At 38.1% G+C, this 18,953-nt stretch carries 13 protein-coding genes; 1 reads left to right on the forward strand and 12 read right to left on the reverse strand.

The annotated features are described in order from the left end of the window. Positions 1 to 39 precede the first annotated feature (39 nt). From EG346_RS01215 to EG346_RS01265, 12 genes are all read right to left on the reverse strand, one after another. A complete protein-coding gene (locus EG346_RS01215) occupies positions 40 to 579 on the reverse strand; it encodes a hypothetical protein (RefSeq protein WP_164466060.1) in 540 nt (179 codons plus the stop codon). Continuing rightward, positions 522 to 830, reverse strand: a complete 309-nt coding sequence (locus EG346_RS25460) for an RHS repeat-associated core domain-containing protein (protein ID WP_394343277.1) — start codon at positions 828 to 830, stop codon at positions 522 to 524. The genes EG346_RS01215 and EG346_RS25460 overlap by 58 nt, the downstream gene beginning before the upstream one ends. Next, positions 776 to 1,069, reverse strand: a complete 294-nt coding sequence (locus tag EG346_RS01220) for a hypothetical protein (RefSeq protein ID WP_394343286.1) — start codon at positions 1,067 to 1,069, stop codon at positions 776 to 778. Before EG346_RS01220 ends, EG346_RS25460 begins: the two co-directional genes overlap by 55 nt. A gap of 149 nt (positions 1,070 to 1,218) precedes the next feature. Then, the gene (locus EG346_RS01225) at positions 1,219 to 1,596 is read right to left on the reverse strand and encodes a hypothetical protein (protein WP_123876727.1); all 378 of its coding nucleotides are present in this window, start codon (positions 1,594 to 1,596) and stop codon (positions 1,219 to 1,221) included. Next, positions 1,586 to 5,203, reverse strand: coding sequence for a DUF6443 domain-containing protein (locus EG346_RS01230; RefSeq protein WP_123876728.1), 3,618 nt, complete (start codon positions 5,201 to 5,203; stop codon positions 1,586 to 1,588). Before EG346_RS01230 ends, EG346_RS01225 begins: the two co-directional genes overlap by 11 nt. A 9-nt stretch (positions 5,204 to 5,212) precedes the next feature. Then, a complete protein-coding gene (locus EG346_RS25010; RefSeq protein WP_228423639.1) occupies positions 5,213 to 6,334 on the reverse strand; it encodes a hypothetical protein in 1,122 nt (373 codons plus the stop codon). A gap of 10 nt (positions 6,335 to 6,344) precedes the next feature. Then, on the reverse strand, positions 6,345 to 9,746 hold the full coding sequence (locus EG346_RS01240) for a hypothetical protein (protein ID WP_123876729.1): 3,402 nt from the start codon (positions 9,744 to 9,746) through the stop codon (positions 6,345 to 6,347). Between the two features lie 3 nt (positions 9,747 to 9,749). Next, the gene (locus tag EG346_RS01245; protein WP_123876730.1) at positions 9,750 to 11,312 is read right to left on the reverse strand and encodes a T9SS type A sorting domain-containing protein; all 1,563 of its coding nucleotides are present in this window, start codon (positions 11,310 to 11,312) and stop codon (positions 9,750 to 9,752) included. A gap of 260 nt (positions 11,313 to 11,572) precedes the next feature. Beyond that, a complete protein-coding gene (locus EG346_RS01250) occupies positions 11,573 to 13,015 on the reverse strand; it encodes a TolC family protein (RefSeq protein WP_073332110.1) in 1,443 nt (480 codons plus the stop codon). Next, entirely contained in the window at positions 13,002 to 16,196 is a 3,195-nt protein-coding gene (locus EG346_RS01255) for an efflux RND transporter permease subunit (RefSeq protein WP_123876732.1), read from the reverse strand. The genes EG346_RS01250 and EG346_RS01255 overlap by 14 nt, the downstream gene beginning before the upstream one ends. A 22-nt stretch (positions 16,197 to 16,218) precedes the next feature. Then, a complete protein-coding gene (locus EG346_RS01260; protein ID WP_181876104.1) occupies positions 16,219 to 17,304 on the reverse strand; it encodes an efflux RND transporter periplasmic adaptor subunit in 1,086 nt (361 codons plus the stop codon). A 147-nt stretch (positions 17,305 to 17,451) separates the two neighbouring features. Next, positions 17,452 to 17,841, reverse strand: a complete 390-nt coding sequence (locus tag EG346_RS01265; protein WP_123876733.1) for a hypothetical protein — start codon at positions 17,839 to 17,841, stop codon at positions 17,452 to 17,454. A gap of 716 nt (positions 17,842 to 18,557) precedes the next feature. Here EG346_RS01265 and EG346_RS01270 point away from each other — a divergent pair. Then, entirely contained in the window at positions 18,558 to 18,950 is a 393-nt protein-coding gene (locus EG346_RS01270) for a hypothetical protein (protein ID WP_123876734.1), read from the forward strand. Positions 18,951 to 18,953: the final 3 nt, after the last annotated feature.

Below are 18,953 nucleotides of genomic sequence, written 5' to 3' on the forward strand. Positions count from 1 at the left end.
TTACACACTTTGTGGGATAGTGTCATTTTTTTTCATATATTATCTTATTGATGGAAATGTTATAGCTTGTTTCAAAATACTTTTGATAGTTTGCCTTTTAGGCTGAGAAGCACTATTCAATCCCCTTCCTAATATTTTTGCCTGAATCATAAGTTTATTATTTCCTTCTTTTCGATATTTATCCTCTAATTTACCCATACTATCAACAAAACGATCATCTGCTGCAATTGTAGCCGTATTGTTAAATAATGCACCCGCTCCTACAGCGTGTAATTTATCATAATCCTTATCGTGAATAAAAACTGGAACTTCTATTTCAGTTGGTGCTACTGAATAATCAGATTCGCCATTATATTTTCTTGGGTTTTTCCCATCAGGATAATTATACCCAAATAGATTCTTATTTAAGGTTTCTGGATTTAATTGATTTAAATCGACTTTCCCATCTTCTAGAGTAGAGTATAAAGTATTAGCAGCAGATTCACTAAGCTTTGCATCCTTATAATTATCATTAACGTAGTTTAACAATGTACTAGCATTGTCTCTTTTACTAAATTTCCTTTTTTGTCTTTGTGCCAATCAGGTGAGCTACTAGACGAATTTGATATTGAGCTCCATAATTGTAGAAATGCAGATTGAGCATCTGCTCCTGTGTATGTAGTACCTGAAGTAGTTTCTACAACACCACGACCATAAGGGTCTATAAATCTGATTGGATTGTTTACAGCGTAATTATAAGTAGAGTGTTTACGATATTGTTCTGCCAAAGGATCGACTACACCCCATCTTCCCAGATCCGGCATATAGAACCTCGCCCCATAATCATACATCCCACTCTCCTGAAGCTCTTTTCCATTGTACTTATACTTGTACGCAGGATTCTCCAACAACACATTATACCCTCATGCTTCAATCCAAACGGATAATAATTACTTTCCTCAATGATCTCTGCTCCTGAGCCATTTTTAAAGTAGCTCAAACGCGTATTTCTAAGATGATCAGTGTAATTATCCACATATTTTCCGGTTTCAAAATTAAAATAACCTTCTGCTGTAGGAAAGAATTTCAATGTGCCGTTTTCATACTGGAAATCTCTGGTTTTTCCACCTAAGATCTTTCTTACTTTATTTTAAGCTAAAATAATAAACCACTGTAAAAACAGTGGCTTATTTTTATTGATGGACACGAGTGGTACGCTCATGCCATCGGGATATTACTTTATTTAAGTACCTTTTCCTTTCTTGCTGTTTCAAATAAATTATTCTGAATAATACTATCTCCTCTAAAAATATATTCTATAGAGTCACCTTTATTTTTTGAAATAGAATCACCTATATGATAAGAAGTTTCCATAATCTTCTCAGACCCGTTTGAGAATTTTACATATAAAAAATTATGCTCATTTTTATTGACGTATACATCAATAACTTTTGTATGTCTATTAATTTTTAAAAGTTGTTCTTTGGTTAAATTATCTGAATTATAATTCAAATAAAAAATAATAAGAAATACGATTGAACCGAATATTAACCAAAAAATAATTAGTGATTTTTTATTAGATTTATCTATTTCAAGATTAAAATGATTATTGTCCATATACATGTGTTTTAGATTTCGTCCACATTACAGGTAAGGCTTGTGCTGATGCTTTAAAGACACCTATACCAGCAGTACTGTAGCCATTATTAACAGCTTGAGAGTTTTGCCCGAAATGAGATGGTATAAAGTTATCAATATTTCTATATCCATCGTATTTATCATTAAATGTTCCTCCATATGACACGTTAAGAGGTCCATCTCCACCAGAATAAGAAACACCTGTTCCTGCAAAATCTGATGTAACAAATTTATGATTTGGGTCTGTAGGCATTATAATTCCTTTTTCAACTCCTGCTGATGCACCGAAACCAATATTTGCATTAAATGAAGAAAACCAATTTGTTTCTCCCTTACTATCAGTAACTTGACCAAAACTAAATCCGAAACCTCCTCCTATTGCATAATTTGCACTAAAACTCCAATAACTTCCTGTATTAGAGGCTCCTGCTGCAAAATTTGTACCATCTGGAGTTGTTAAAATTTGTCCTCTATATGCTGTAATATCTGGATTATTATAGTCTGAAACTGTTCCGTTTGGATGCAAAACAGCCCCTAAAATTTCACTTTCAGAACCTCCTTTCGTTAAAATACTGACATCACTAGTTCCACTATTATCAACATATGCATATCCTTCGTGTTGATCTTTTCCCTCAAACCATTTATAATCTCCGGTTAAATTATTTATATACCAATCCGTTCCTTCTCTTCCATCTGGATCAATAAACCTAATAGGATTATTAAACGCATAATTATAAGGACTATGTCTCGTCATCTTCTCCGCCAGCGGATCTACTACTCCCCATCTTCCAATCTCAGGCATATAAAATCTCGCTCCATAATCATACATCCCACTCTCCTGAAGCTCCTTACCATTGTACTTATATTTATACGTAGGATTCCCCGACAACACATTATACCCTTCATGCTTCAATCCAAAAGGATAATAATTACTCTCTTCAACGATCTCTGCTCCTAAGCCATTTTTAAAGTAGCTTAATCTTGTATTCCCAAGATGATCCGTATAATTATACACATACTTCCCGGTTTCAAAATTAAAATAACCTTCTGCGGTAGGGAAGAATTTCAATGTGCCGTTTTCATACTGGAAACCGTCTAGATAATCTGTAATGTCCGTACCAAAGAGCTTTCTTACTTTTACTCCATCTGCTCTATACGTGTAATCGGTTACTTTGGCATTCTGGGTAACCTTTACCGGTAAATTTAAATAATTATATTGAATAGAGATCCCTTTATCCTGCTGAACTGTCATATTTCCGTTAAGGTCATAGCTGATCGTACTTCCGGTACTTCCTGATGAAAGCGGATAACCACTTAAGGCATTACCCGTTCCCATCTCTTTAAGGTAGGCTAACTTATTACTCTGTTCACCATTTTCATAGTGGTATACCAGATCATCCATCACTTCAGGAGCGGTATAGCCGGGAAGCTGTCTTCCTCTTCTGAGCAGGGATTTAATATTTCCGTTCAGGTCGTAGGTAAGCTTCTCATGGTATTCTCCTCTGTCTAAATTCATGGCATCCCAGAAACGTCCTTCTTTAAGACGGTTAAGACCATCATATTCATAAGAGTAATTTCTCAGAACCGCATCACTTTGGGTAATCCAAGACATCTGCGAAATGTTTCCGTTGTACCTTGCAGAACCTGAAAACTGGCTGTCCGGTTTGCTGTACCTCAGCTCGTAAGCAAAGAGTTTATTCTGCAGATTGGAAGGTTCATTAAGTTTTGTAAGCCATCCTCTGATATTGTAGGCATATTTGACGCTCTGCAAAGGACTGCCTGTTGTATTTCCTACATTTTTGGTCTGTACCTGTCCCAGATCATTGTACAGATTCTCAGCAAGAAGTTCCTTCACTCCACCATTGACCTCATTCCAATGTCTTACCAGTCTTTCCTGATGATCATACTCAAAAGTTTCTTTGAGGTTGACTTTAGTGGCATCTGCAGCTCTTTTATGCTCAGTAAACGTATATTCCGGAACCCCTGAAAACTTCAGTAAACTTTCAGTTTTGGTGTATCCTCCAAGATGATTTACAGAATGAGTGGATATTGCCCGTCCTTTCTTATCATAGTAAGTATATGCTTTTGTCCAACTGTCATTGTCAATGTTTTTCACATAAGAAGCTGTGGGCAGACTTTTTGTACTGATATTCGAACCCTGGGTTGGCTGAGGCAATACTTCCTGACCTAATATAGAACCGGTCGCCGCCGGAGCTCCCTGAGGATAGGTATCATAATAGCTGACGGTAAGAATCTTTTCGATACTTGTAGGATATGAAACGTTTCCGTATTCTACATTCATTCCATTCAAGGCAAAACTTCCTCCACGGGTTTCGTAAGAAACATTCGAGGCCTGATTATCAATAGAAGTCTGTATACTTTGTCTTGCAGTTCCGTCTCTTGAAATTCCTGTGTACACAACTCTTCCAAACTGGTCATATTTGGTAAAATTCCATGACTGGTCGGCTGTAAAGTTGGTGATTCCGTTTTTCAGAACGGTATCGCGATACAGAATCAACTGATCTTTTTTATTATAAACCATCTGTTCCCAGCCTTTTCCGGGAAGTTTCTTTTCTACCAGCCTGTTTCTGCCATCATATTTATACTGATAACAAAGATGTTCCAAAGCGGCAGCAGATACTGATGCAGAAGCAGAAGCCAATGGCGGAATTACAAATGCCAGCTGGTCATATTCATTATACACATAATAAGTATCTGCATTTTCGGAGGCACTGATGACTTTTCTGACCAATAGCGTTTGTCCCTTACCGTTCTTGAATTCTATGGTCTTATTGTTGTCTTCATCCGTGACGGTATTTTTATACAGTTGAGCTTCTCCGTATGTTCCGGATAGACTTAATACCGAAGAAGTAGCTCCATCAACCCAACTGGTGGCGGTGGTATATTTTGTCACTTCGCCTGTTGTATTGGCTTCATAGCCGAAAACAACGGGTTTGTTCTGCCAGTCCGCTCCAGGATTTTTCTGGCTTAAAATTCTGTCAAGCGGAGAGTTTTCTAAATTTTTATGGCTGAAAGGAAAAGAATCATTAATCCCGTTAGACTGATAATAGGCATTGACAGCCCCTTCCACTCCGGTTTGAATATTTCCACTCTGTGATGCCATAGGAACCTGAAGCCAGCTGTCTACCTGTCGTCCAAATCCATCATAAGGAATATGCGTTACCAGATCTTTTCCTGTAGGAGTAGATTTGATGCTCACCGACTGCTTAGGTCTTCCGAGACCGTCGAAAAACTGAACACTCTGTATCTGCTGCAAAGATGCATCCGAAACTTCAGTCGGTACTAAATACTGTCTGGTATAAATATAATTTTCAGTATTTGAAATATTAGCTGAATAATCAACGGTAATGGGGGTATAGGTATTTCCGGGATTATTGGGATTGGACCCTCCTATATACGCCCGAAATGTTCCATTGACAGAATTAAATTTGAATCCCGGAAGCATCCGTATACTTTGGGGATCTGCCACTTCGGTATTCGGAGCAGGAGGAGAAGTTAACACCACCTGTCCGTAATGATGCATCCCCCATAGCAATCCAATGCTTATATATAATTTTTTATACATAATTTTTAATTAATGGTTGGTGGATTTCATCTTAACAAGCTCTTCTTTCAGCTGCTTAATCTCTAAAACGGCTTTTCCTAAATCCGTATTTTCTGTTTCTAATTTCTGAATTTTTGCCTGCTGATCTTTTAACTGTCTGTTTTGTTCAATCACATACAAAGTAAGTTCTTCGATCTTTTGCAAAAGTTTAATCTGAAATTCACCAACATTGACCCCTTCTTTTTCCATGACTTTAGCTGAAGCTATTTCCGGTAAATGTTTTTTCTCTTTAATATGTTTGGCCACTTCTTCCAGCTTTGGCAGATCGTAGTTTTCTTCAAATACGAAATCGGCTGTCGGAGTCAGGGTCACTTTAATTTCTTTGGTTTCAAGTTTACCATTTAGCAGAGCATTTCCATTGGAGGAAATCTTTAGTATTTCATTCATTGCCACTGGAGAGTTTAAAGCAATAGTTTGTGATGGAGAACTCAAAAGCCTCATCCCGTCATTATCCATTACCATAGCAACCTTAGAGAAATTCAAGGTTTCGTTGGAAGACAACCATCCGTTTGCTGTATTAGAGTCTGCCTTAACACCAAAACTCATATAGGTAGCTGCCGAACTTCTTAAAGAACCCCAGTTGTTTAATGACCCATTCTCATATCTTATTGCAAGCGCATTAATTCCCTCTGTAGCATGAGTAGATCCTGCTAAAATGTTACCGGAAACATCCAGTTTTTCTTTGGGTTGTGTTTTCCCTATTCCTATATTTCCATTCTCGAGGATTGAAAATCTTTCAACCAAGCTTGGAGTATTTGTATTATCTTGAAGTAAAATAGAAAATTTTGACCCACTCGTATTTCCTGATTCTTCAGTAGCCGTTATTCTTGCTTTAGGATTATTTAAGTATCCTGCGAATTCCAAAGTAGGATATTTTGGATTGGCAGAAGAAGCGCTCCATCCACCGGTAGAAATTGTTATCTTACCTCCATTCTGGTCACCAACTTCTAAATTGGAATGAGGATCATGAACCCCGATTCCCACATTACTGGATGTAGTAGATGTTGGATTCACACCACCACCGGAAGTATATAACTGTGCTGAAGTAAATTGAGTAGCTAAAATGCCAATAATGAATATTGCTTTTTTCATAATTTGAGTTTTATTGTTTGTAATTGTATTTGAATTCCTTCAGGATCTTACCCGTCGGACTGTTTTCCCTTACCTCTTTCAATCGGTTGGCGGTATCATAAATATAAAACTCTCTGATCCCGGATGGCGGGGTGATACTCTTTACTCCGATTAACGGATCATAGCTGTACGTACTGATTTGATACGCTGATAATGCAGCGTTGTTTCTAAAGAGATCTAAAGCAGAGATCAATGATTGTTCTGAGGCATCGGTACTCAGCTGACCATCATTAATAGAGGCATTCACAATGGCATCAATGAGTGCCTGAGGAATATCTGAAAGCTTGGCTCCTTCTATTTTGGCAATAGGCTGGGTCTGGTTATATCCCCAGATGATGGTTGTTGAAATGCCATTTTTAGTGGTGTACTGCTGGATATTACCCTTGGAATCATATTTTTGGTATTCAATTTCTTTATTGATTATATTTAGTAAATCTGTGGACTGTATTTCATAAGGTAGTGCTAATCCTGCAGTTTTGGTATCTGCTTCTGATTGAGATGCCGGATATACGGTTTCAGTTTTTGAAACTCTTTTTCCTGTATCCTGAGTATCCTTTTTATTAATAACCACAGTTTCTAAAGGAACCCCAACAATATTTTTATCAATCAGGTATTGATTTCCTTTTTCCTGAGCATATTTATAGGTGGTTTCCATTATTTTTTTATCCGTATCGGTTGTTATTTGTGAAATCGGTTGATAATGATCATTGCTGTTATATAAAAAGGTATTATCGGAAGTTAAAATCTTATCATTCAGATAATCAAAGCTTGTTGTTTTATATTTTTCTATTTTACCGCTGTTAAAATAGTAGGGCTTATAATATATTCTGAAATTATTGGTATAGTCTGCCACTAAAAAATTAGGGTGTGGCAGAGGTTTGTTAACCACATGAGAAAGATTCATATACATATGAGCCAGCGGGACAACATAATAATCTCTGTTTTTGGTGTAGTTGCTAATCATTCCATCTGCCGATTCAAATCCCATTCCCGGACTGATCTCATAGGGAGTATCAAAACCACCAAACTTATATTTGTGGGACTCTTCTCTTAAAAGTCTGTAAGAATTATTGCTATTCTCAAAATATTTTTTTGAGACTAATAATCCTCTGGTCCACTGGTTGTCTGTTGGCAGTGTAAAAGGATATTTTAAAAAGTTGCTTCCATCAGAAAAATTTGTAAATTCATAGTCCGTACGTCCTTTACTTTCAGCAGCATCACCTACATATTCCTTTACATATCTGTATCCCATACTGTTGGATTCCAGAGAAGAATTGATGGAGCCGGCCACAACTCCTTTTGGATCTAAAATTGGAATATTGTTCGCATTCATCCCGACTATACCCACGTATTCTTTCATCCCGAATAAATCTCCGCTGTTTTCACCGGCAGGGCCTTTATACTCAAATGTTTTTTTTATTTTTAACTGGTCTTTATCCCAATATTTAATCTGTTTGATCCTGTTTCCGGGTCCATAGTATAGGGTTTCATTAGTACCCGTATTGGCTACTTTATAATCCAACATCAATGAGACACTTTCAGAAGGGTTAGAAGCAACATCTTCCAAGGAACAACCAAATGCTGTGATGCCTATTCTGTAAGATGAACCTGCTGTCAGTGCTCTTGTTCTGGATGTTCCCCTTACAATGGTCTTACTAGCTCCTATATTAGGGAAAAGAGTAACCCGTACACCGTTTTTCTCAACCCATCCCGTATAATAACTACATGCTGTAGGTATATTAGGATCTGTAAATGAATGATAATCAAAAGTTATTTCTATTTCGGAATCATACATTTGAGGATTTATCGTAATATCTTTGTAATATGAATTGGTCGCTACATTATAGTTGGGAAGTTGGTCTCCCGCCTTTAAAAGAATCTCTGATTGAGTATGATAAGGTGAGTTTACACTTCCAAGTACTTCGCCCATACTAAAAGTAGGCTTCAGAAGATTATTTTCATAAATAAATTCAGTCTTTAAGCCTGTAGAATAGCTTACTGATTCTAAAATCCCTGCTTTTGATCTCTCATCGCTACTCTCCCGGTTGCTTGATAAATGCCCGTTGTAATCAAAAAAATGCAAATAACTGCCATTAGAAGCATTGTTATAATATCCCCAAATATCCTGAGATGTTGAAAACCTGTTGGGAAGCAAAGTGGAATTGTAAGTGTAAGTGTATTTTTCAATAACGGTATTATACTTTGAATAACGGATTGCTTCATTGAGAAACATCCTCTTATTGGAGGAGGCGTCTAATGAAGCCAATAAAGGATTGGTATTAGGGTTCTGGATAGATTCCTGAATATTATAATTGAGCTGAAAGTATTCAATCAAATGATCTTTACTGTCATAGATCTGAATTTTATCCAATGATTTTCCACCTAAAACATCTGACCGACTGGAAGAAGAAGGTATAAATTTAACCTTGCCCTCAGGAAAATCAATAGATTCCAGAATATATTTATTTTCATTGATTTTGGAAAAATAAGTATAGACCCCCGGATTGGAAGGCTGGTCACAAGGTGTTGAAATACAAGGATAAACAATCTTATCGTAATCTTTTTTGTAATAAGCGGATTCATCCAATGTATAATTGTATTTTATAAGATCTCCGCTAACCGTCTCAATCTGAATCAGGTACCAGGTATCAATATGTGAACTATCGGGTGCGTTTCCATTTGCATCATATGCCATAGCCGGTGTACCATTCTGAACGTAACTGACTACCTGAAGTGAACTTTTAAAGGATTTTGAACCTAAATTTCCATAGTAAAATTTATTTCCTTTATCATCTGTTACCACCCAGCTATTGAGTAATGAACTTTGCGTTGCGATTGAAGATATTTTATAATCGCTATAAGGCTGCTGAACAATTTTTTTGTCCAACTGGTCAAAAATAAATTTCCCTGAATACCCGGGAGTAGAAAAATAAAACTGGTCAGGAATCAGATCCCTTGCTGGAGAATATATCGTTTGCTCATACACCGCTGCTCTTTTCTGAATATTAGTAAAAAAGTTAGTATAACTATCTGTAATAAGGTAGCCATTTGATAACTCATCTGCCCCGTCTCTGGCCTGCCTGCTAATCATTCCTCCGTAACTCAAACTCCACCCCATTCCAACTGTGGAGGCGATATCTTCAACCCTTACTCCTCTTGAATGGTAATCCAGCTGAATAGGAATTGAAAGATCTTTTGTTTTTATGGTATATATCGGTAAATTGATATTTACCAAGCCGTTATTAAGTGAAACCGGCGTTTCTGTAAATTTAAATACAGACGACGCATCCAGGTTGGGCGATTTTACATTGATTTGGGCAGAGATAGTCGTTACAAAATGAACGATCATCAATAAAATAATCTTATTCTTCATCACTTATTTTTTTATCAATTTAGCATTTGCTATTTCATTCCCATCCGTTTTTATCGTCACCAGATAAGCCCCCTGAATCAGATTCTGGGTATTAATCTTCGTTACTTTATTCTTAGTCTTCAAACTCTGAAGCTGTCTTCCACCCATATCATACAACACAATATCAGCTTCTTTAAAGTCAAAGCCTATTTCTACATAAGCATAATCTGAGACAGGATTCGGATATATCTTAATATCTTGTTTTTCAATTAATTTGTTGATCTGACTGTCTCCCAGTTTTACAATTTTCCAGTTTTCTTTTCCCAATTCTTCTGCACTGGTTCCTGCCATAATGATGGAACCGTCCCGGTTGAGTTTTAAGTCTGAAAGTCTCTCCTCTCTCTGTCTCTTATCTCCTGTCACATGTTTTCTCCATTGCTCATTTCCCTCCTGATTCAGATACAACATCCAGAACGTTTCGTCATCTGTTTCAATCCTTCCTTCTGCCTGTGTATAACCTCCTAAGAGGATTCCTTTTGAAGATTTGTCGTCTGCAGAATGAAGTACGCTCATTCCCATCAGGATGTCCCTGTTTTTGAAATTGAAAGACTTCTGCCAGATCTCTTCACCTCTTTCGCTTAAAGAAATAAGCCATAGATCCGTTCCTTCTTCAATTCCGACGGTTTTATTGCCTGATCTTTCAGATCTTGATTCACCACCGATCAAAAATCCCGTTGAAGTCAAAGCCAATGTTCTGATATGATCATCACCCTTTCCTCCAAAGTTCTTTTCCCATTCTACTTTTCCATCTTTTGAAAGTTTTATGACCCAATAATCTCCCTCGCCAAAGTTTTCAGTTTTCTTGGAACCTCCAATGTTACTTCTTGAATAGATTCCCAGCAAAGCACCTCCATCTTTCGTAGGAATCATTTTTTCTACTTCATCCAATCCTTTTCCCCCTAAAATCGATTGAGATAACTCTTTTCCATTCTTATCAAGTTTTACAATCAAAACATCCTTTGAACCATAATCGATGGTTCCCTGAGGTTCTCGAAGGGAACTCTGTCTATTTCCAGCCACAAAAAATCCTAAATCTGTAGTCTGAATGACTGATCTTGCTTCTTCATCAGATGTTGACCCCAGTGTTTTTTGCCAAAGTTCGTCTCCGAATTCATTTAATCTGATTAACCAAATGTCTGATCCACCTTTTGATTCTTCTTTTTTATCAAGACCTTTTCCGGAATACGAAGTACCTGAAACTAAAAAACCTCCGTCCTGCGTAGCAACCGATGCTGATAAATAATCATGATTAGCTCCGGAGAAATATTTCTCCCAAACCTGTTCGCCTTGCTGATTGAGTTTAATGAAGTGAAAATCATACCCATTATTTTGTTTATTGCCTCCAGCCTGAAGCTTATCGCTTTGAATACTGCTTCCCGAAATAAGATATTGCTGATCAATAGTTGTGGTAATCTGGCTTAGAAAGTCCTGAGTAGAGGATTTGATATCTTTCTGCCATAATATTTCCTGACCAGAAAGCCCCAGGACAGTGCATAGAATACATGCACCAAAGTAGAATTTCTTCATCCGTTTGTGTGTTTTACTTTAAGATTAGCTTTTATAATTTTGCGGCAAATTTAACAATTTCTTAACACATTTCAAGTCCTTCAATTGAGATTTAATGTAAATTTTAATTAAGTAATATATTATTAGCACTTTGCCATTAATTGATAAACAAAATTAACCCCATGATATGACAAAACGCGTCGCATAAAAATAAAAAGAGCCGACCCCCGAAAGGATCAGCCCAAAACATTAACTGTTTATATTGATAGAATTATGATTTCTTATTTCCAGCCACCGCCTAAACTTTTGTAAATATCTACAACCGTGCTCAGCTGTTTCTGTTTGGCTTCAATCAGCTCCATTTTGGCATCCAGAGCATCTCTTTGGTTCAGAAGGACTTCCAGGTAATCAGCTCTTGAATTTCGGAATAGTTGGTTCGCTATATCAATAGACTGATCCAAGGCTTTTGTTTCCTGGGACTTCATCTGATAGTACTGGTCTATATTTTTGACCCTTGACATGAGATTCGCTACATCCAGATAAGCATGTAAAATCGTTTTATCATATTCGTACAGCGACTGTATCTGTTTCGCATCAGCAGTCTGGAAGTTGGCTTTAATCGCACTTTTATTGATCAGCGGACCAGCCAGTTCTCCTGCTAAATTATAAGCAATAGATTCCGGCAATTTAACCAGATAAGAAGGTTTGAATGCTTCCAATCCTAAAGTAGCCGAAATTTCCAGGGACGGATAAAATTCTTTTCTCGCCGCCTGTACGTCAAGTTTTGCAGCTTTTAATTCCAATTCCGCCTGTTTGATATCAGGACGGTTGGCCAATAACTGAGAGGGTATTCCGGTATAAACCGTTTGTGGCATCGTAGACATAAAACTTTCTTTCGTTCTTACGATCGGTTGCGGATATCTTCCCAGAAGTGCATTGATCTGATTTTCTTTCTCTGTAATGTCCTGACGGATCGTATATTCCGCAGCTTTGGACTTTGCCAGTTCTGCCTCAAATTTCTTCACAGCCAATTCCGTAGCAGCAGCAGCTTCTTTTTGAATTTTAGAAATCTCCAATGCTCTTTGCTGCAACTTTATGTATTGCTGAATGATGTCCAATTGGTTATCAAGCGCCAGCAATTCATAATAATTATCTGCTACTTCTTCAATAAGATTAGACAGGACGAAGTTTTTCCCTTCCACTGTAGAAAGGTAGTGAGCAACAGCTGCTTCCTTTTCAGTTCTGAGTTTCTTCCAGATATCAATCTCCCAGTTGGCCATAAGTCCGCCTTCAAAATTACCCAGCGGATCCGGCATTTCTCTTCCCGGTTCTATTTCGGTGGTAGCATCACCCGCTCCCTCACTTGTATATCGGCCGGCTTTTTTCAGGCCTGCTCCTATTCCTGCCGAAACAGTAGGCGTCAGTTTTCCTTTTTTAGCTAAGACACCGCTTTTCGCAATTTCAATTTCCTGAAGGGTAATCAGTAATTCCTGATTGTTTTTTAAAGAAGTTTCAATTAAGCTAACCAAATTGGGATCTGTAAAAAACTGTCTCCATGGCGTTGTTCCACTGTTTGCATTAGCGTCCTGCTGCTCTTCCTGATTGAAATTCTGAGGCAGGTTCTCTTTTACTTCATCTTTTATGACCGTAGCCATGGGAGCTCTACAGCCTGTGAGTACAAGCGATAAAGCAATGGCTGCTATATATTTATTATAAATCTTCATGTTTGTCATCGTGTTGATAAGGTTCAGTTTGTTCTGTTAAAGGATTCTCCTCTTCATATCTTGCCAGTCTCGATTTCTCGGCGATCGTTCCGAAAATATAATACAGTCCCGGAATAATCATCAGCCCGAAAATAGTTCCTATCAGCATTCCTCCTGCTGCTGCAGTACCAATGGTTCTGTTTCCTACTGCACCAGGGCCTGTGGCTATCACCAACGGAATAAGACCGGCAATGAATGCAAATGAAGTCATCAGGATCGGACGGAAACGGATCGCCGCTCCTTCAATAGCTGCCTGCGCTACAGGAATTCCTTCTTCTGCTTTCTTCTGAACGGCAAATTCTACAATCAATACCGCATTTTTACCCAACAGACCAATCAACATGACCATGGCTACCTGAGCATAAATGTTATTTTCCAGTCCTAATAATTTCAGGCATAAGAATGCTCCGAAAATACCTGTAGGAAGAGATAAAATCACCGGCAACGGCAAAATAAAACTTTCATACTGTGCTGCAAGGATCAGGTATACAAATCCCAGACAGACCAAGAAGATAAATACGGCTTCGTTACCTCGGCTTACCTCGTCTTTAGAGATCCCCGCCCAGTCGATCCCGAAACCTCTCGGAAGGGTTTTATCGGCAACTTCCTGAATTGCTTTAATCGCCTGTCCACTACTGTATCCCGGTGCAGGAGTACCACTTACCTCCGCTGAATTATACATATTGTGTCTTGTGATCTCTGATAATCCATACACCTTTTCCATTCTCATAAAATCCGAGTACGGAACCATCTGCTCTTTATCATTTTTCACATACAGTTTCAGCAAATCCGTAGGCAGTGCACGGTATTGAGGACCAGCCTGCACAATGACTTTATAAGGCCTGTCGAAACGGATAAAGCTGGTCTCGTAGTTGGAACCGATCAACGTAGATAGATTATCCATCGCACTTTGTATGGTTACCCCTTTCTGCTCGGCAAGATCATTATCTACTTTCAACATGTACTGAGGGAAACTTGCAGAATAGAATGTGAATGCAGATCCAAGTTCAGGGCGTTTCTTTAATTCTTTAACAAAATCGTTACTTACCTGCTCCATTTTATGATAATCTCCACTTCCTGCTTTATCCAGCAGACGGAGTTCAAAACCTCCTGCAGCACCGTAGCCTGGAATGGAGGGCGGCTGGAAGAATTCTATATTGGCACCAGGAATATTCTTGGCTTTTTCTTCGAGTTTTTCAATGATCTCAGCAGCAGATTCCTTACGTTCTTCCCAGCTTTTAAGGTTAATCAGACAGGTTCCTGAGTTGGATCCTGTACCTTCTGTAAGAATTTCATATCCTGCCAATGAAGAAACGGACTGTACTCCATCAATATCTTCAGACTCTCTTAATAATTCTTTGGCGATCTGATTCGTTCTTTCCAGAGTAGATCCCGGAGGTGTCTGGATAATGGCATAGATCATCCCCTGATCTTCCGCCGGAATAAATCCTGAAGGAAGTGAGTTGCTCAGGAAGAATGTACAGGCACAGAATGCAAGTAATAAAGGAAGTGTAATCGATTTTTTCTTAACTGTTTTGTTAAGCATTTTCTCGTATCTTCCGGCTCCTTTCGTGAATAAATTGTTGAATTTATCTAAGAAAATAGTTATTGGGGTTCTCTTTTTAGCTTTTCCGTGATTGTTTCTTAAGATCAAAGCACATAAAGCCGGAGTAAGTGTCAAAGCGACAACGCCCGAAAGGATAATCGCAGAAGCCATTGTAATGGAGAACTGGCGGTAAAACACTCCAACCGGACCGGACATAAAGGCAATCGGAATGAATACGGATGCCATTACCAAAGTGATCGCGATAATCGCCCCACTGATTTCATGCATCGCTTCTTCCGTTGCTTTTAATGGAGAAAGTCCTTTTTCTTCCATCTTGGCATGCACAGCTTCAATCACCACAATCGCATCATCGACGACGACCCCGATGGCCATTACCAATGCAAAGAGCGAGATCATGTTTAACGTAATTCCAAATGCAGACATGACCGCAAATGTACCGACCAGTGAAACCGGAACAGCTAAAGCCGGAATTAAGGTTGAACGCCAGTCACCAAGGAACAGGAATACCACAATTGCTACAAGAATAAAGGCTTCAAATAGGGTGTGAATAACCTTTTCCATGGATGCATCTAGGAATCTGGAAACGTCATAACTGATGTCATAGTGCATTCCTTTCGGGAAGTTATTTTTCTCAAGATCTTTCATCAAAGTTTTCACATTTTTGATAACGTCACTTGCATTGGAACCGTAAGACTGTTTTACGGTAATCGCTGCAGATGGTTTTCCGTTCAGTGTAGAATAAATATCATACATTGAGGAACCGAATTCTATATCCGCAACATCTTTTAATCTTACAAACTCCCCGCCTGGTTTCGCTTTTAAGATAATATTTCCATAATCTTTTTCATTGTTGAAACGTCCTGAATATTTAAGGATATACTCAAATGATTGGGAACGTTTTCCTGAACTTTCCCCTGTTTTCCCGGGAGAAGCTTCTAAACTCTGCTGGTTCAGGGATTCCATTACTTCGTCTGCTGAAATATTATAAGCAGTCAACCTGTCCGGTTTAAGCCAGATACGCATGGCATATTCACGGGTTCCCAGGATGTCTGCAAAACCTACTCCACTTACCCTCCTCAATTCAGACATCACATTGATGTCCGCATAGTTGAAAAGGAATTTCTGGTCAGCTTTAGGATCGTCACTGTACAGGTTAATGTACATCAACATATTGGGTTCTTCACGGGTAATTTTTACCCCTTCACGCACTACCAGAGGTGGCAGCTTGTTCACTACGGAAGATACACGGTTTTGAACGTTTACTGCGGCTACATTGGGATCTGTTCCAAGATCAAATACAATCTGAATGGAAGCTTCCCCGTCGTTACCGGCATCGGAGGTCATATATTTCATACCCGGAACTCCATTCAGACCTCTTTCGAGGGGAATCACTACTGATTTGATCAATAGTTCGTTGTTGGCGCCCGGATATTCTGCGGTGATATTTACTTTAGGGGGTGAAATGGAGGGAAACTGGGTCACTGGAAGTTTTACCAGCGACAGAACCCCCATAAATACGATGATCAGTGAGATCACGATAGACAGAACAGGTCTGCGGATGAATTTCTTAAACATACTGCTTCGTTTTACGAGTAAACTACTCTGCTTTTAGTTTCAATGACTGTAGAACTTTCTTGGGATCCTGAAATTTGGTCTTGATTTTCTGGTCATCTTTTACCTTCTGTACCCCTTCTAAAAGAATCTTATCTCCTGCTGCAAGTCCTGAACCTACAACATAGAGATCGGGAAGTTCGTAAGCCACTTTTATATTTCTGGATTTCGCAGTTCCATTTTTATCGATAATAAATACATATTTCTGGTCCTGAATTTCATAAGTGGCTTTCTGTGGAATAATAAGTGCATTGTGAACAGGCAAAGTCATCTGAACTTTTCCTGTTTCGCCATTTCTAAGCAGTTTATCCGGGTTCGGAAATTTTGCTCTGAAGGCAATATTTCCTGTTTCATTGTCAAATTCCCCTTCTATCGTCTGAATCTCACCTTTTTGAGGAAGCATTTCTCCGTTGGCCATAATTAAAGATACCTGATTACTCCCTCTGTCTGCAGCATGAGTCTGATAAGTAAGATATTCAGGTTCTGACACGTTAAAATAACTGTAAACATTGGTATTGTCTGATAAAGAGGTCAACAGATCTCCTTCATCTACAAGACTTCCCAGTTTTAAAGGAATCCTGTTGATTACGCCTGAGAATGGCGCTTTAATATCCGTAAAGGACAAATGAATCTGCGCCAGTTTCATTTCAGCGTTGGCTGCATCGAGTTTAGCTTTAGCCATTGCTCTCTCATTTTTGGAAACAATGTTGTTACTTGCCAAAGTACTTGCATTCTTCAGTTCTATGGTAGCCTGTTCTACTTCTGCCTTTGCTTTAAGCACTTCTGCCTGATACAGCTGCGGCATAATTCTGAACAAAGTCTGACCGGCATGTACATACTGACCTTCGTCTACATAAATTTTTTCAAGAAATCCTTTTTCCTGTGCACGAAGCTCAATGTTTTTTACAGACTGGATCTGGGCTACATATTCTTTGTTGATCACCGTGTCCATTTTCACAGGGCTGGTGACGGGATATACAGTGGCTTCTTCTTTTTCTTCTTTCTTCTGACTGCAGCCAACAGTCAATAAAAGGGTGCTTATCGCAATGCCTGAGGCAACTCTTTTGATCATAATTCTAGAGTTTAATATAAATCGTTAATGTTTTGAATAGAATAAGACGGTAATAGAATCCTGCGCCGTGATGATTACCGACATAGGCAACGCAGTAGATGTCCTGTCCGGACTCTGGACAGAAAACAAATGAGGAAAAAAAGATTTTTAAATTCTGATAGAACGAATCAGAATGAATGTTTTAACATGAGAATACAGCGAAAGAAGACCATGGAAACCAGGTTTTCTGCTTTTAAAAGAACGAAGTCCAAAAATATAAACAAGACTGAATACAGTAGCGAATACCGCAATAATCTGCAGGGTATCAGATAACTGAAAATTATCTTCAGCAAGCTCCAGAGTCGTATTATTTATATTGTCGGCCATTTGCTGTACCGACAGTTTCTCGAAAGTCTGGTTCAGGCGGTTGGCTTTTTTGGGCATATGATGAGAAACATGACCGGAATAGTCATTTCTAAGTGTTTTGACATCAATTCTGCTTTCTACTACGAATAGCAGAAAAAGACCGGTCAAAAAATATACTAATAGGTTTCTCATTTTGAAGTGGCAAATGTACACTTAGAAAGGTATACTGTCATAATAGATTAACAAAATTTAACTCTCCTTTAAATTAGCTGAATAAGGAAAGTATACATTGATCCTGCGAATAATAAGCGTTTCAGTATCTGCTGATTTGAAAAGAAAAAGAAAATATACACCAATTGTGAATTCATAATGAATTAAAATCACAGGATAAAAGATAAATCGTATTTAAAAAATCAGCAAAACAATTGCATTGAGTTGGCCTTCGCAATCAATTATCGTCAATTATTGTTTTAATAATTGCTGGCTGCTCGTTAAATCTGAAAAAATTACATTCATTTTCTTTTTGATATGGTAAAATAACGTGCTCAAAATAAAATCTCATCCGTATGATTTAAATCATTTTTCACTGGGTATCAACATTATATAATTTTCAATACTTTTGCACCAAAGTAAAACAACAAATGTAACATGAAAAAAAACTGTACTTTTTTATTCTTAGAACCGGCTGTTTGACACAGCATTTCAACGGTTATCAGCTGAGCAAATCTTCATTGAAACGGAATTACAATTAATTCAGAAGAATCCACTCTAAAGGTGGGATAATGCTTAAAAGATAGAAACATCAGATTAATTTATGTAAAATTAACATATATTTATTAAAAATATTTGTAAATTTATATAGTATTAATATCACTATTTCATGACACCTATTCAAATCACTTATCACTATGAAAAAATTATTCACATCGGTTCTTATGGGGCTGGCAGTCCTTTCCTCAACAGCGTGTAAGCATCCTGGTAAAGAATCCGAAACGCTTACTGAAGTAACACCCGAAAACAAAGATGAAATCTCTAAAGACGTTTTCACAGACAGTTATGGGGAAAAAATTGAAGTCACTATCAACCACACGAAAAACACAGCTACTGTTCATCTGGAAGGTAAAACCTATGACCTTAAGAAAAGCGACGCTCTTCCTGAATATACAGCAAGTAATGCAGAATATCAATATTCTGATATCAAAGGAAATATTACTTTACTGAAGAAAAATGTTGATATGGTTCTGTTCCATGCCAAGCGTGAAACAAAAGGATCAGGATCTGCAAAAATGGCCTCGTACTAGTTT

Source organism: Chryseobacterium carnipullorum, from assembly GCF_003815695.1.
Taxonomy (GTDB): Bacteria; Bacteroidota; Bacteroidia; order Flavobacteriales; family Weeksellaceae; genus Chryseobacterium; species Chryseobacterium carnipullorum.

Excerpts from the sequence above, each read along its gene's own strand:
- EG346_RS25460 (WP_394343277.1), bottom strand. The coding sequence starts at position 830 with ATGTATGATTATGGGGCGAGGTTCTATATGCCGGATCTGGGAAGATGG.
- EG346_RS01225 (WP_123876727.1), bottom strand. The coding sequence starts at position 1,596 with ATGGACAATAATCATTTTAATCTTGAAATAGATAAATCTAATAAAAAA.
- EG346_RS01230 (WP_123876728.1), bottom strand. The coding sequence starts at position 5,203 with ATGTATAAAAAATTATATATAAGCATTGGATTGCTATGGGGGATGCAT.
- EG346_RS25010 (WP_228423639.1), bottom strand. The coding sequence starts at position 6,334 with ATGAAAAAAGCAATATTCATTATTGGCATTTTAGCTACTCAATTTACT.
- EG346_RS01240 (WP_123876729.1), bottom strand. The coding sequence starts at position 9,746 with ATGAAGAATAAGATTATTTTATTGATGATCGTTCATTTTGTAACGACT.
- EG346_RS01245 (WP_123876730.1), bottom strand. The coding sequence starts at position 11,312 with ATGAAGAAATTCTACTTTGGTGCATGTATTCTATGCACTGTCCTGGGG.
- EG346_RS01250 (WP_073332110.1), bottom strand. The coding sequence starts at position 13,015 with ATGAAGATTTATAATAAATATATAGCAGCCATTGCTTTATCGCTTGTA.
- EG346_RS01255 (WP_123876732.1), bottom strand. The coding sequence starts at position 16,196 with ATGTTTAAGAAATTCATCCGCAGACCTGTTCTGTCTATCGTGATCTCA.
- EG346_RS01260 (WP_181876104.1), bottom strand. The coding sequence starts at position 17,304 with ATGATCAAAAGAGTTGCCTCAGGCATTGCGATAAGCACCCTTTTATTG.
- EG346_RS01265 (WP_123876733.1), bottom strand. The coding sequence starts at position 17,841 with ATGAGAAACCTATTAGTATATTTTTTGACCGGTCTTTTTCTGCTATTC.
- EG346_RS01270 (WP_123876734.1), top strand. The coding sequence starts at position 18,558 with ATGAAAAAATTATTCACATCGGTTCTTATGGGGCTGGCAGTCCTTTCC.